The organism is Xanthomonas sp. DAR 34887, from assembly GCF_041245805.1.
GTDB classification, from domain to species: Bacteria; Pseudomonadota; Gammaproteobacteria; order Xanthomonadales; family Xanthomonadaceae; genus Xanthomonas_A; species Xanthomonas_A tesorieronis.
Genome location: NZ_CP162490.1, coordinates 4,024,882 through 4,037,879, shown reverse-complemented (window position 1 = coordinate 4,037,879; position 12,998 = coordinate 4,024,882). Strand labels below are relative to the sequence as shown.

14 protein-coding genes are annotated in these 12,998 nt (G+C 65.7%); 13 read left to right on the top strand and 1 reads right to left on the bottom strand.

Annotated features, from left to right (window positions below; translation table 11 throughout):
• Window positions 1–82 precede the first annotated feature (82 nt).
• The 11 genes from rplR to AB3X08_RS17070 all read left to right on the top strand — a co-directional run bounded on the left by rplR (window position 83) and on the right by AB3X08_RS17070 (window position 7,342).
• On the top strand, window positions 83–442 hold the full coding sequence (gene rplR, locus AB3X08_RS17120; protein WP_369934000.1) for a 50S ribosomal protein L18: 360 nt from the start codon (window positions 83–85) through the stop codon (window positions 440–442).
• A 157-nt stretch (window positions 443–599) separates the two neighbouring features.
• Window positions 600–1,145 carry a 30S ribosomal protein S5 gene (gene rpsE, locus AB3X08_RS17115; RefSeq protein WP_184411717.1) on the top strand — a complete coding sequence of 182 codons (546 nt, stop codon included), beginning with the start codon at window positions 600–602 and terminating at the stop codon, window positions 1,143–1,145.
• Entirely contained in the window at window positions 1,138–1,329 is a 192-nt protein-coding gene (rpmD, locus tag AB3X08_RS17110) for a 50S ribosomal protein L30 (RefSeq protein WP_005408214.1), read from the top strand. Before rpsE ends, rpmD begins: the two co-directional genes overlap by 8 nt.
• A 6-nt stretch (window positions 1,330–1,335) precedes the next feature.
• The gene (rplO, locus tag AB3X08_RS17105; protein ID WP_184411716.1) at window positions 1,336–1,779 is read left to right on the top strand and encodes a 50S ribosomal protein L15; all 444 of its coding nucleotides are present in this window, start codon (window positions 1,336–1,338) and stop codon (window positions 1,777–1,779) included.
• Window positions 1,780–1,786: 7 nt separating this feature from the next.
• Window positions 1,787–3,157, top strand: coding sequence for a preprotein translocase subunit SecY (gene secY, locus AB3X08_RS17100; RefSeq protein ID WP_184411715.1), 1,371 nt, complete (start codon window positions 1,787–1,789; stop codon window positions 3,155–3,157).
• A 339-nt stretch (window positions 3,158–3,496) separates the two neighbouring features.
• Complete coding sequence (gene rpsM, locus AB3X08_RS17095; RefSeq protein WP_145701687.1) at window positions 3,497–3,853, top strand: 30S ribosomal protein S13; 357 nt, start codon at window positions 3,497–3,499, stop codon at window positions 3,851–3,853.
• A gap of 9 nt (window positions 3,854–3,862) precedes the next feature.
• A complete protein-coding gene (gene rpsK / locus AB3X08_RS17090) occupies window positions 3,863–4,255 on the top strand; it encodes a 30S ribosomal protein S11 (RefSeq protein WP_003470632.1) in 393 nt (130 codons plus the stop codon).
• A gap of 14 nt (window positions 4,256–4,269) precedes the next feature.
• On the top strand, window positions 4,270–4,899 hold the full coding sequence (rpsD, locus tag AB3X08_RS17085; protein ID WP_010340454.1) for a 30S ribosomal protein S4: 630 nt from the start codon (window positions 4,270–4,272) through the stop codon (window positions 4,897–4,899).
• Window positions 4,900–4,949: 50 nt separating this feature from the next.
• Window positions 4,950–5,948, top strand: a complete 999-nt coding sequence (locus AB3X08_RS17080; protein ID WP_003470629.1) for a DNA-directed RNA polymerase subunit alpha — start codon at window positions 4,950–4,952, stop codon at window positions 5,946–5,948.
• A 296-nt stretch (window positions 5,949–6,244) separates the two neighbouring features.
• The gene (gene rplQ, locus AB3X08_RS17075; protein WP_003470628.1) at window positions 6,245–6,631 is read left to right on the top strand and encodes a 50S ribosomal protein L17; all 387 of its coding nucleotides are present in this window, start codon (window positions 6,245–6,247) and stop codon (window positions 6,629–6,631) included.
• Window positions 6,632–6,829: 198 nt separating this feature from the next.
• Entirely contained in the window at window positions 6,830–7,342 is a 513-nt protein-coding gene (locus AB3X08_RS17070; protein ID WP_369933999.1) for a disulfide bond formation protein B, read from the top strand.
• Between the two features lie 260 nt (window positions 7,343–7,602).
• Here AB3X08_RS17070 and AB3X08_RS17065 read toward each other — a convergent pair whose 3' ends face one another.
• Entirely contained in the window at window positions 7,603–9,738 is a 2,136-nt protein-coding gene (locus AB3X08_RS17065; protein ID WP_369933998.1) for a TonB-dependent receptor, read from the bottom strand.
• A gap of 224 nt (window positions 9,739–9,962) precedes the next feature.
• Here AB3X08_RS17065 and AB3X08_RS17060 point away from each other — a divergent pair, with 224 nt between their 5' ends.
• Both AB3X08_RS17060 and AB3X08_RS17055 read left to right on the top strand, forming a co-directional pair.
• Window positions 9,963–11,360: a class II 3-deoxy-7-phosphoheptulonate synthase gene (locus AB3X08_RS17060; protein ID WP_369933997.1), complete on the top strand. Its 1,398-nt coding sequence runs from the start codon at window positions 9,963–9,965 to the stop codon at window positions 11,358–11,360.
• Window positions 11,361–11,727: 367 nt separating this feature from the next.
• Window positions 11,728–12,897, top strand: coding sequence for a mechanosensitive ion channel family protein (locus AB3X08_RS17055; RefSeq protein WP_369938560.1), 1,170 nt, complete (start codon window positions 11,728–11,730; stop codon window positions 12,895–12,897).
• The last annotated feature ends 101 nt before the right edge of the window (window positions 12,898–12,998 follow it).

The window sequence follows — 12,998 nt, the reverse complement described above, 5'->3', positions numbered from 1 at the left end:
CCATCCGCTGGGAGTCCGGTCGTCCATCGCCGGGCTCGCAAACGAAAAGCCCCGCTTCCTTCAGCTTCCGTAGGACACAGACATGACCATCAACAAGAACATCGCCCGCCTGCGTCGCGCCAAGTCGACCCGTGCGCACATCCGCGAACTCGGCGTCGCGCGCCTGTCGGTGCTGCGCACCGGCCAGCACCTGTACGCGCAGGTCTTCACTGCCGACGGCTCCAAGGTGATCGCTGCGGCGAACACCCTGCAGGCCGACGTCAAGGACGGCCTGAAGAGCGGCAAGAACAGCGAGGCGGCCGCCAAGGTCGGCAAGCTGATCGCCGAGCGCGCCAAGGCCGCGGGCATCGAGAAGGTCGCCTTCGACCGCTCGGGCTACCGCTACCACGGCCGCATCAAGGCGCTGGCCGACGCCGCGCGCGAAGGCGGCCTGCAGTTCTGATCCTTGCGGGTGCGGCGTTCATGCCGCGCCCGACCTGCCGATGCGGGCTGCATCGGACCTTGGCGCGCCTTGTGCGCGCGCCCGGGGAACACGGTTCCAGTCAACAACTACAAGCGGCATGCAAGCCGTAAATCTTTCAACTACCAAGGAATACACAATGGCTGAAGAGCAGCGTGCACCGCGGGGTCGTGATCGCGACCGCAACCGCGAAGAGAAAGTCGACGATGGCATGATCGAAAAGCTGGTCGCGGTCAATCGCGTCAGCAAGACGGTCAAGGGCGGTCGCCAGTTCACCTTCACCGCGCTGACCGTGGTCGGCGACGGCAACGGCAAGATCGGTTTCGGTTACGGCAAGGCGCGCGAAGTGCCGGTCGCGATCCAGAAGTCGATGGAATATGCGCGCAAGGGCATGCTCAACATCGATCTGAACAACGGCACGCTGTGGCACGCGGTGAAGTCCGGCCACGGCGCGGCGCGCGTGTTCATGATGCCCGCCTCGGAAGGTACCGGCGTCATCGCCGGCGGCGCGATGCGCGCCGTGCTGGAAGCGGTCGGCGTCAAGAACGTGCTGGCCAAGGCCGTCGGTTCGCGCAACCCGATCAACCTGGTGCGCGCTACGCTGCGCGGCCTGGAAGACATGCAGTCGCCGGCGCGCATTGCGGCCAAGCGCGGCAAGAAGGTGGAGGAACTCAACCATGGCTAATGAGTCCAACAAGACGGTGAAGGTGCGCCTGGTGCGCGGCCTTCGTGGTACCCAGTCGCGTCACCGCCTGTCGGTGCGTGCGCTGGGCCTGAACAAGCTCAACGATGTGCGTGAACTGAAGGACAGCCCGCAGGTACGCGGCCTGATCAACAAGGTTCAGTACCTCGTCCAGGTTGAGGAGTAAGCGACCATGACTTTGCATCTGAATGATCTGAAGCCCGCCGACGGCGCGCGTACCGAGCGCACCCGCGTCGGTCGCGGTATCGGTTCGGGCCTGGGCAAGACCTGCGGCCGCGGCCACAAGGGCTCGTTCGCGCGCAAGGGCGGCGGCAAGATCAAGGCTGGCTTCGAAGGCGGCCAGACCCCCATGCAGCGCCGTCTGCCGAAGATCGGCTTCCGTTCCAAGATGGCCAAGGACACCGCCGAAGTGCTGTCCTACCAGCTCGACAACCTGCCGGAAGGCGAGATCGATTTCGCTGCGCTGCGCGCCGCGAAGCTGGTCCCGAGCACCGCGAAGAAGGCCAAGGTCGTCCTCAAGGGCGAACTGACCAAGAAGTTCGTGCTGAAGGGTGTCGCCGCGACCGCCGGTGCCAAGGCGGCAATCGAAGCTGCCGGCGGCAGCGTGCAGGAGTAACACGCAGATGGCGCAGGCTGGCATGGGGAATCTCGGCGGCGGGCTCGGCAAGTTCACTGAACTTCGCCAGCGTCTGTTGTTCGTTGTCGGCGCATTGATCGTCTACCGCATCGGCTGCTATGTGCCGGTGCCGGGCGTCAATCCCGAAGCCATGCTTGCGCTGATGCAGGCGCAGGGCGGCGGCATCGTGGACATGTTCAACATGTTCTCGGGCGGCGCCCTGCACCGTTTCAGCATTTTCGCGCTGAACGTGATGCCGTACATTTCGGCATCGATCGTGATCCAGTTGGCCACGCACATCTTCCCGTCGCTGAAGGCGATGCAGAAGGAAGGCGAATCCGGCCGACGCAAGATCACCCAGTATTCGCGCATCGGCGCGGTGCTTCTGGCGGTGGTGCAGGGCGGCAGTATCGCGCTGGCGCTGCAGAACCAGACCGCACCGGGCGGCGCACCGGTGGTGTACGCACCGGGGATGGGCTTCGTGCTCACCGCGGTGATCGCGCTGACCGCCGGCACCATCTTCCTGATGTGGGTCGGCGAGCAGGTCACCGAGCGCGGCATCGGCAACGGCGTGTCGCTGATCATCTTCGCCGGCATCGTCGCCGGCCTGCCGGCGGCGTCGATCCAGACCGTGGAAGCCTACCGCGACGGCAACATGAGCTTCATCTCGCTGTTGCTGATCGTGCTGACCATCCTCGCCTTCACCCTGTTCGTGGTGTTCGTCGAGCGCGGGCAGCGGCGGATCACGGTGAATTACGCGCGGCGCCAGGGCGGCCGCAATGCGTACATGAACCAGACCTCGTTCCTGCCGCTGAAGCTGAACATGGCCGGCGTGATTCCGCCGATCTTCGCCTCGAGCATCCTCGCCTTCCCGGCGACGCTGTCGATGTGGTCGGGTCAGGCTGCCTCCAACAGCACCTTCGGCAGCTGGCTGCAGCGCATCGCCAATGCGCTGGGCCCGGGCGAGCCGGTGCACATGATCGTGTTCGCCGCGCTGATCATCGGGTTCGCGTTCTTCTATACCGCGCTGGTGTTCAACTCGCAGGAAACCGCGGACAACCTGAAGAAGTCCGGCGCGCTGATCCCGGGTATCCGTCCGGGCAAGGCCACCGCCGACTACGTCGACGGCGTGCTGACCCGGCTGACCGCCGCCGGCTCGCTGTACCTGGTGATCGTCTGCCTGCTGCCGGAAATCATGCGCGCGCAGCTCGGAACCTCGTTCCATTTCGGCGGCACCTCGCTGCTGATCGCGGTCGTTGTGGTGATGGACTTCATTGCGCAGATCCAGGCGCACCTGATGTCGCACCAGTACGAAAGCCTGTTGAAAAAGGCCAACCTCAAGGGTGGCTCGCGCGGCGGCGGTTTCGCCCGCGGTTGATTGCTATAATTTGACTTCCTTCGGTGAAGACGCCCCGGTTCCCGGGCGCAGTCTTCCCACTTGAAGGGCGGCCCATGCAGCGGTCTCGTGCGTGGGTGCGACGTGGTGGTCCTGCGCTGGAGTAGCGCGGGCGGCCGAGGTGGATCCTCACCCTGGCCAACGACGTCCGGCGCCGGAGCATGGGCACACTCCCCATGCCGGGCTTGCGGAACCGAAAGGTTTCACGGGCTTCCATGTAACCCGAGACCTTGCTAGACTTACAAGTTCACTTTTTGATCCATCCTGCCGGATGGCGCCGTAGTGCGCCGTCGGGCCACCACTCAGTTGGAGAACCGCGTCATGGCGCGTATTGCAGGCGTCAACCTGCCAGCCCAGAAGCATGTCTGGGTCGGGTTGCAAAGCATTTTCGGCATCGGCCGTACCCGTTCGAAGAAGGTCTGCGAAGCCGCAGGCGTGACCTCGACCACCAAGATCCGTGACCTGTCCGAGCCGGAAATCGAGCGCCTGCGCCTCGAAGTCGGCAAGTACATCGTCGAAGGCGACCTGCGTCGCGAAGTGGGCATCGCTATTAAGCGTCTGATGGACCTGGGCTGCTACCGCGGCCTGCGTCATCGTCGTGGCCTGCCGCTGCGTGGTCAGCGCACCCGCACCAACGCCCGCACCCGCAAGGGCCCGCGCAAGGCGATCAGGAAGTAAGGGACAGACATGGCTAAGCCCGCAGCAGCAAAAACCAAGAAGAAGATCAAGCGCGTCGTCACCGACGGCGTCGCCCACGTCCACGCTTCGTTCAACAACACCATCGTGACCATCACCGACCGTCAGGGCAATGCACTGTCCTGGGCGACCTCCGGTGGCGCCGGTTTCCGCGGTTCGCGCAAATCCACGCCGTTCGCGGCGCAGGTTGCCGCCGAGAAGGCCGGGCGCGCTGCGCTCGACTACGGCGTGAAGTCGCTGGAAGTGCGCATCAAGGGCCCGGGTCCGGGTCGCGAGTCCGCCGTCCGTTCGTTGAACAACGTCGGATACAAGATCACCAACATCATCGACGTGACGCCTATCCCGCACAACGGGTGCCGTCCGCCGAAGAAGCGTCGCGTCTAAAGGAGCGATAAGAAATGGCTCGTTATATCGGTCCTACCTGTAAGCTCGCGCGCCGTGAAGGCGCCGATCTTTCCCTCAAGAGCCCGGCGCGTGCGCTGGACTCCAAGTGCAAGCTGGAGCAGAAGCCCGGCCAGCACGGCGCGACTGCCCGCAAGGGCAAGCTGTCCGACTACGCCACCCAGCTGCGCGAAAAGCAGAAGGTCAAGCGTATCTACGGTCTGCTGGAGCGTCAGTTCCGCAACTACTACAAGAAGGCCTCGACCAAGAAGGGCAACACCGGCGAGAACCTGTTGCAGCTGCTGGAAACCCGCCTGGACAACGTCGTCTACCGCATGGGCTTCGCCGTCACCCGCCCGGCCGCGCGCCAGCTGGTGTCGCACCGTGGCGTGCTGGTCAACGGCAAGTCGGTGAACCTGGCCTCGTACCAGGTCAAGGCCGGCGACGCGATCGCCCTGTCGGAAAAGGCGCAGAAGCAGCTTCGCGTGCAGGAAGCGCTGACCGTTGCCGAAACGCACGACCTGAACCCGTCCTGGGTCGAGGTCGATTCGAAGAAGTTCAGCGGCATCTTCAAGGCCGTGCCGGATCGTGCGGACCTGCCTGCTGACATCAACGAAGCGCTGATCGTCGAGTTGTATTCGAAGTAATCACATTGGAGAGCCTCCGGCAACGGAGGCTCGTCAGGAGAACCCGCAACATGACGGTTACCGCCAACCAGGTTCTGCGCCCCCGTGGGCCGCAGATCGAACGCCTTACCGACAACCGCGCCAAGGTCGTAATCGAGCCCTTGGAGCGCGGGTATGGGCACACGCTGGGCAATGCCCTGCGTCGCGTGCTGCTGTCCTCGATCCCCGGCTTCGCGATCACCGAAGTCGAGATCGACGGCGTGCTGCACGAGTACACCACGGTCGAAGGGCTGCAGGAGGACGTGCTGGATGTCCTGCTCAACCTCAAGGACGTGGCCATCCGCATACACACCGGTGACAGCGCCACGCTGTCGCTGTCCAAGCAGGGTCCGGGCACGGTCACTGCCGCCGACATCAAGACCGACCACAACGTCGAGATCCTCAACAACGACCACGTGATCTGCCACCTGACCAAGGACATGGCGATCAACATGCGTCTGAAGATCGAGCGTGGCTTCGGCTACCAGCCGGCCGCCGCGCGTCGCCGTCCGGACGAGGAGACCCGCACCATCGGTCGCCTGATCCTGGATGCGTCGTTCTCGCCGGTCCGCCGCGTCGCCTACGCGGTCGAATCCGCGCGCGTCGAGCAGCGTACCGACCTGGACAAGCTGGTCCTGGACATCGAGACCAACGGCACGATCGATGCCGAGGAAGCCGTGCGCACCGCCGCCGATATCCTCAGCGATCAGCTGTCGGTGTTCGGCGACTTCACCCATCGCGACCGTGGCGCGGCCAAGCCGGCCAGCAACGGCGTGGATCCGGTGCTGCTGCGTCCGATCGACGATCTGGAGCTGACCGTGCGTTCGGCCAACTGCCTCAAGGCCGAGAGCATCTACTACATCGGCGATCTGATCCAGAAGACCGAAGTGGAACTGCTCAAGACCCCGAACCTCGGCAAGAAGTCGCTGACCGAGATCAAGGAAGTGCTGGCCCAGCGTGGCCTGTCGCTCGGCATGAAGCTGGAGAACTGGCCGCCGGCCGGCGTCGCCCAGCACGGCATGCTCGGCTAAGCAGTCGCACCCTGGCCGATGCCGCACCGGCATCGGCCACGGACGCGCTGCAGGTCCGGTCATGGATGGCCGGGCAGGACTCCATGGAGTCCAGGTAAGACCGCCAGGGAGGGAGGCACGGGCGCCCGCGCGGCGCCTCGTACTGAATCAGTTGCACACCTACGCCGACGGGTCCTCAAGCCCGCGGCGTTGTCCGGTCAGGGACGGCCGGCTCGGACCATCCGCAGTCCATTGTTCAACGCCAGGACGGCGACAGCGATCTCCAGCAGTTTCAACTTTCCATAGGAACCGACACCATGCGTCACCAGAAATCCGGCCGCAAGTTCAACCGCACCAGCGCCCATCGCCAGGCGATGTTCTCCAACATGGCCGCCTCGCTGTTCAAGCACGAGCTGATCAAGACCACCCTGCCGAAGGCCAAGGAACTGCGTCGCGTCGCCGAGCCGCTGATCACCATCGCCAAGGTCGATGGCGTCGCCAATCGCCGTCTGGCCTTCTCGCGCCTGCGCGACAAGGAAGCGGTGGGCAAGCTGTTCGTCGAGCTGGGCCCGCGTTACCAGTCGCGTCCGGGCGGCTACCTGCGCATCCTGAAGTGCGGCTTCCGCGCCGGCGACAACGCGCCGATGGCGTACGTCGAGCTGGTCGATCGCCCGACCGCGATCGCCGAGGAAGTGGCCGAGTAAATCCGGTCCGCACCGCGTCAGCAAGAAGCCCGGCATGTCCGGGCTTTTTTGTTTTGGGGCCGGGATTGGGGAGTCGAGATCGGGGACTGGTCAGCGCGGTCGCCGTTTGGGTGGGGGCGCCCAACAGCGCCATGACACATGGTGATGGAGCGCACGATCGCGGATAATGCGCGAATCGTCGATGCGAGTTCGAGTCCGATGAATCCGTTACGCTGGAGTTTCCGCGCGCAGTTCTTTCTCGGTTTTCTGATCTGTGCCGCGCTGTTGGGCTATGCGATCTACGTGCAGGTGCAGCTCGGCATCGAGCCCTGTCCGCTGTGCATCTTCCAGCGCATCGCGTTCGCCGCGCTGGGTCTGCTGTTCTTGGTCGGCGCCTTGCACGGCCCGGCCCGCAGCGGCGGGCGCAAGGTCTATGGCGTGCTGACGTTCCTGGCCGCGGCCATCGGCGCCGGCATTTCCACCAAGCACGTGTCGGTGCAATTGTTTCCCGATCCGATGGCCGGATGCGGGCCGCCGCTGAGCTTCCTGCGCGAGACGATGGGGCCGTTCGAAGTGCTGCGCCGGGTGCTGACCGGAACCGGCGACTGCGGCAGTATCGACTGGCGCTTCCTCGGCCTGTCGATGCCGATGTGGTGCCTGATCTGTTTCGTGGTGCTGGCGCTGTTCGCGCTGTATGCCGGGTTCAAGGCCAGGCGGCGTTCGCTGCACTGAGATTGCCGCGTGCTGCGCGCCTCGCCTTCAACTGAGGCAGCGCACCTGTAGGAGCGGCTTCAGCCGCGACAGGTTCCATCCGTAGCTTCTGTCGCGGCTGAAGCCGCTCCTACAGGTGATCCAAGCGGCAAACGTATGACGTGCATCAGCGAGCAGCGGTGGCGCGGCCGCTGCGAAAGATCGTTGCGCCGCAGGCATCCATGCATCTATGCACCCCCCAGGCCGGCCCGTCTCGGGCACGGCCTGACGGCGCGCGCGTCTCAGAAGTCCTGCTGCAGGCTCAGGTAGACGCCGCGGCGTGGCGCCCATTGCGGAGCGAACACGCCGATACCGCCGCCGTCGCGCAGCTGGTAGGCGCGATCGAGCGCATTGAGCACCGCCACTTGCGCGTGCAGCGGATGCGCGCTGAGCGCGAAGTCGTGGCCGGCGCTGAGGTTCAGCTGGAAGTACGCCGGCAGCTCGCCGCCGTTGGGCACGGTGTCGGTATCGGTGCGCAGGCCGCTGCCGAACAGGTAGTTGGCGCCGATCCGGCTGGCGTCGTCGATCGCATAGCTGATGCCGCCGGATGAGGTGAACTTCTGGTCGTGGTCCAGGTGGATCCAGTTGTCGTAGACGTAGGCCAGCGCGTCCGGATCGAAGTTGTACAGGCTGGTCATGACCCGCTTGCCCATCGCCTTGCTGTAGGCGACGTTGAAGTAGGCGGTGACCGGGCCATTGCTGTAGTCGGCGCTGAACTCCGCGCCGCGGATGCGGCCATAGCGGTAGTTGAACGTGGAATACACGTAGGCGGCGCCGAACTGGCCTTCGTCCTGCAGGCGGTCGGCCTTGCGGTAATAGGTGTCCAGGCCCAGGGTCAGGTGCTCGTTGACCACCTGCGAGATGCCCAGGTCGTAATAGTCGCTGCGCTCGCTCAGCGGCGTGGTCGCGCCGCCGGCGGTGGACTGCTGGTTGGTGGTGCCGTCGTACAGGGCGATGTCGCTGGTGGAGATCAGTTCGCTGGCCGGCGGAGTGAAGTAGCGCGCGTAGCCGGCGTGCACCGTGGTATCGGCGCTGGCCTGCCATACTACGCCCAGGCGCGGGCTGAGCTGGCCTTCGGTGGTGCCGAAGGCCTTGTAGCGGTCGCCGCGCACGCCGTAGTTCACGGTCCAGTCGTCGCCGATCTTCCATTCGTCCTGCAGGTACAGCGCGTAGGTGCTGGCGTGGAAGCGGCTGGCGTCGGGAATGAAGATCGGCACGTTGCTGGTCTGGTTGCCGTCGGCATCGGCCGGGAACACATAGGAATTGTTGCTGGCGACGGCGTGCTCGAAGTTGCCGTATACCCCGTAGCGCAGCGTGTGCGCATCGCCGAGCGGGGTGGAGAAGTCGGCCTGCACGGTGTTGGCGCGGTTACTGCGGTTCACCTGCGAGGCGATGCCGTTGAAGATCAGGTCGCCGGCGACGTCGGGCGAGAACGCGACGCTGCTGTAGCGCTGACCGGCCGACAGCTGGTAGCTGGTGGCGCCGAGCGAGCCCTGCAGCACCAGGGTGCCGAAGCGGGTGTTCTCGCGCTGGTTCTCGTCGAGCTTGGACGAATCGAAGTCGGTGGTGCCCAGGTAGTCGTAGGAGGGAGTCTGGCCCGGGTTGTTCGGGATCTGGAAACGGTTGTTGGCATAGCCAACCAGCAGGCTGAGCCGGGTGTTCTCGTCGATCAGGTAGCTGAGGTCGGCGAAGCCTTTGCCTTGATGGGTCTTGTCGTGGTCGGGCTCGCGGCTGTTGACCGGATTCTCCATGCCCAGCTTGTTCTGCTCGTAGTCGCCGCTGACGAACCAGCTCCAGCGGCCGCTGCTGCCCCACCAGGAGGCGTTCGGATTGAGCGTGCCGTAGGAGCCGCCGGTGATGCCGACGCTGCCGCCGTTGCCCAGTTCCACGCCGCTCTTGGTGGTGATGTCGACCACTGCCGCGGTGCGGTCGCCGAACTGCGCAGGCAGCGCGCCGTCGAGCAGCTTGATGCTCTTGATCGTGCGCGGGTCCAGGCTCTGGCCGAAGCCGGAGATGGACTCGGGAATCAGCACGCCATTGATGCGGTACTGCAGGTTGGCGTGGTCGCCGCGCACGTGGATGCCGCCATAGGAATCCTGGACCACGCCCGGCGCCTGCAGCAGCACCTGGTTGAGCGGGGTGGAGGCGCCCAGCGGCAGGCGCTCGATGTCCTCGGCGCTGATCGTGTACTGGCTGCTGCCGATGTCCGGCGACAGCGCGTTGCGCGCGGCTTCCAGCTTGGCGGTGACGGTGACTGCATCCAGGTCGGTGGTGTGCTGGGTGCCGGTATCAGCGGCAACCGCATCGGCGGCGAGCGCGAGGCCGGGTGCGGCCAGCAGAACGAGGGCGATGGCGGCGGGGAGGGGGCGGGGCGTCATGGCGTAGGCGAGACCTGGAATGGAGGAGGACGTATTTGTTATGTAATAACATTCTACTTTCGCAGCACCCCTGGCCTAGGTCGGAAGTCATGGCTGGGCTGCATGCTTTGCCTGGCGTTCATGTCCAGCGCCGATTGCCGGCCATGGCTGTGCGAGCGCGTCACGCAGCGCTTTGCGTCGCGGCCAGGCTCTGCGAACATCGCAGGTTGCCAAGGAGTCCTTTCATGAACCTGTCCGTCCCCGCCGCCGCGCCCGAATCCGCTTCGCCGTCCTGGGCGCCCGCAAGCTGGCGCGGCAAACCCGCGTTGCAGATGCCGGTCTATCCGGACGCGCAGGCGTTGGAGGCGACGCTGGGCGAATTGCGCCACCTGCCGCCGCTGGTCACCTCCTGGGAGATCTTCGCGCTGAAGAAGCAGCTGGCCGAGGCGCAGGAAGGCAAGCGTTTCCTGCTGCAGGGCGGCGATTGCGCGGAGAACTTCAGCGATTGCGAGTCCGGCACGATCTCCAACCGGCTCAAGGTGCTGCTGCAGATGAGCCTGGTGCTGGTACACGGCTTGCGCCTGCCGGTGGTGCGGGTGGGGCGCTACGCCGGCCAGTACGCCAAGCCGCGCTCTGCCGATACCGAGACCCGCGACGGCGTGACCCTGCCCAGCTACCGCGGCGATGTGGTCAATGGCCCGGAGTTCACCGCGCAGGCGCGCGTGCCCGATCCGCGGCGGATGATCACCGCGCACTCGCGGTCGGCGATGACGATGAACTTCGTGCGCGCGCTGATCGACGGCGGCTTCGCCGACCTGCACCATCCCGAATACTGGAACCTGAGCTGGGTCGGCTATTCGCCGCTGGCCGAGGACTACCAGAAGATGGTGGCCTCGATCGGCGACGCGGTGCGCTTCATGGAGACGTTGTCCGGCGCGCAGCTGTACAACCTCAACCGGGTCGATTTCTACACCTCGCACGAAGCGCTGCTGCTGCCGTACGAGGAAGCGCTGACCCGCGAAGTGCCGCGGCAGTGGGGCTGGTTCAACCTCAGCACGCACTATCCGTGGATCGGCATGCGCACCGCCGCGCTGGACGGCGCGCACGTGGAATATTTCCGCGGCATCCGCAACCCGATCGCGATCAAGGTCGGGCCGTCGGCGCAGCCGGACCAGTTGCTGCGCCTGATCGACGTGCTCAATCCCGAGGACGAACCGGGCCGGCTGACCTTCATCCACCGCATGGGCGCGGCGCAGATCGCGGAGAAGCTGCCGCCGCTGCTCGACGCGGTGAAGCGCGACGGCCGCCGCGTGCTGTGGGTATGCGATGCGATGCACGGCAATACCGAGAGCACCAGCAACGGCTACAAGACACGGCGCTACGCCAACGTGCTGGGCGAGGTGGAGCAGTCGTTCGACATCCACGCCGCGGCCGGCACGCGGCTGGGCGGCGTGCATCTGGAACTGACCGGCGAAGACGTCACCGAATGCACCGGCGGCGCGCGCGAGCTGACCGAGCGCGACCTGGAGCGGGCCTACCGCTCCAGCGTCGATCCGCGCCTGAATTACGAGCAATCGCTGGAGATCGCGCTGGCGATCGTGCGCAAGCAGAACGGACGCAATGTGCCGCTGACGACGGGCTGAGGGCCGCACACGCTCATCGCAGCGCGCTTGCCGGCGCGCTGCGCGCCAGCCGCCGATGTCGGCGCGTCCGGTCCTGGAAGGCGCCATGCTTGCTGCTTCCAGCGTCGGACGTTGCCGAAGACGCATGGTCTGCAGCGGCTCGTTGGCGAGTTGTTTGCCGCCGCCAGGACTGCGCACGATCGCGCACGTCGGTCATGCACTGCGGCACGCACGGTGCGCTGCTTGCCAGCGATGAGCGGGCCTGCCTCGTATCTGCATCGTGCGCGCGCGTTGCGATCGCGGCGCGACGCAGCGCTCGACACGATGCTTATGCTTGCTTTGCCACACTGTCGCGACTCCTCCCCCCTTCAAGGAGCGCATCTTGAAACTGGATCTCGACTGGATCCCGTGGCGCGATTACACATTGCCGATCGGCGCCGCGGTCGTGCTCGGCTTTCTCGCCTGGTGGCTGTTGCTGCGCATCGCGCAGCGCATGCGCGGACGCGACTACCGGCGTGCCCGCATCATCAACGTGGTCAGCGTGCCGATGGCGTTCCTGCTGCCGATGCTGATGCTCAGCTTCGCGCTGGAATCCACGCCGCTGGACGAGCGCGCGTTGACCGACCTGCAGCACCTGCTGCACATCGGCATGATCGGCTGCGTGACCTGGCTGCTGGTACGCGGCATCGCCGCGCTGGAAAAGGCGATCCTGCGCAGCTATCCGATCGAGGTGGCCGACAATCTGACCGCGCGCCGCGTCCAGACCCAGACCCGGGTGCTGGCACGCGTGGCGATGGGCACGATCATCCTGCTCGGTACCTCGGTGGTGTTGCTGACCTTTCCGGCGGTCCGCCAGATCGGCACCACGTTGCTGGCCTCGGCCGGCATCATCGGCCTGGTCGCCGGTATCGCCGCCAAGCCGGTGTTCGGCAACCTGATCGCCGGCCTGCAAATCGCCTTGACCCAGCCGATCCGACTCGACGACGTGGTCATCGTCGAAGGCGAATGGGGCCGCATCGAGGAGATCGGCAGTTCCTACGTGGTGGTGCGCGTCTGGGACAAGCGGCGCATGGTGGTGCCGTTGACCTGGTTCATCGAGAACCCGTTCCAGAACTGGACGCGCAGCAGCGCCGATCTGCTCGGCACCGCATTCCTGTGGCTGGACTACCGCACGCCGATGGCGCAAGTGCGCGCCGAACTGGAGCGGATCTGCAACAGCGAGCCGTTGTGGGATGGCCAGGTCTGCGTGGCGCAGGTGACCGAGACCAGCGAGAGCACGATCCAGGTGCGCCTGCTGGTCAGCGCGCGCAACTCCGGCGATGCGTTCGACCTGCGCTGCATCGTGCGCGAGCGCATGATCGATTTCCTGACCCGCGAGCATCCGTATGCCTTGCCGAAGCTGCGCGCGGAGATTTCCTCGGACGCGGCACGCACGGCGTCACGGCCGCCCTCGACGGCCAGCGACTCGGCAGCGATGCGCTCGCCCGGCGCCGAGGATGGCGCTCCGGCGGCGACGGGGGCGCTCGACGCGGGCGCGCCGAAGCCGGATACGGCGTAGCGCAGCGTTGTGGTGTGACCTGGCTTCTTCGTGCCGTCTGCATTGGTGCGGTAGCGCTTGGCCTTGCAGGTTCCTCCTGTTTGCTCGCAGGCGCTTGACCC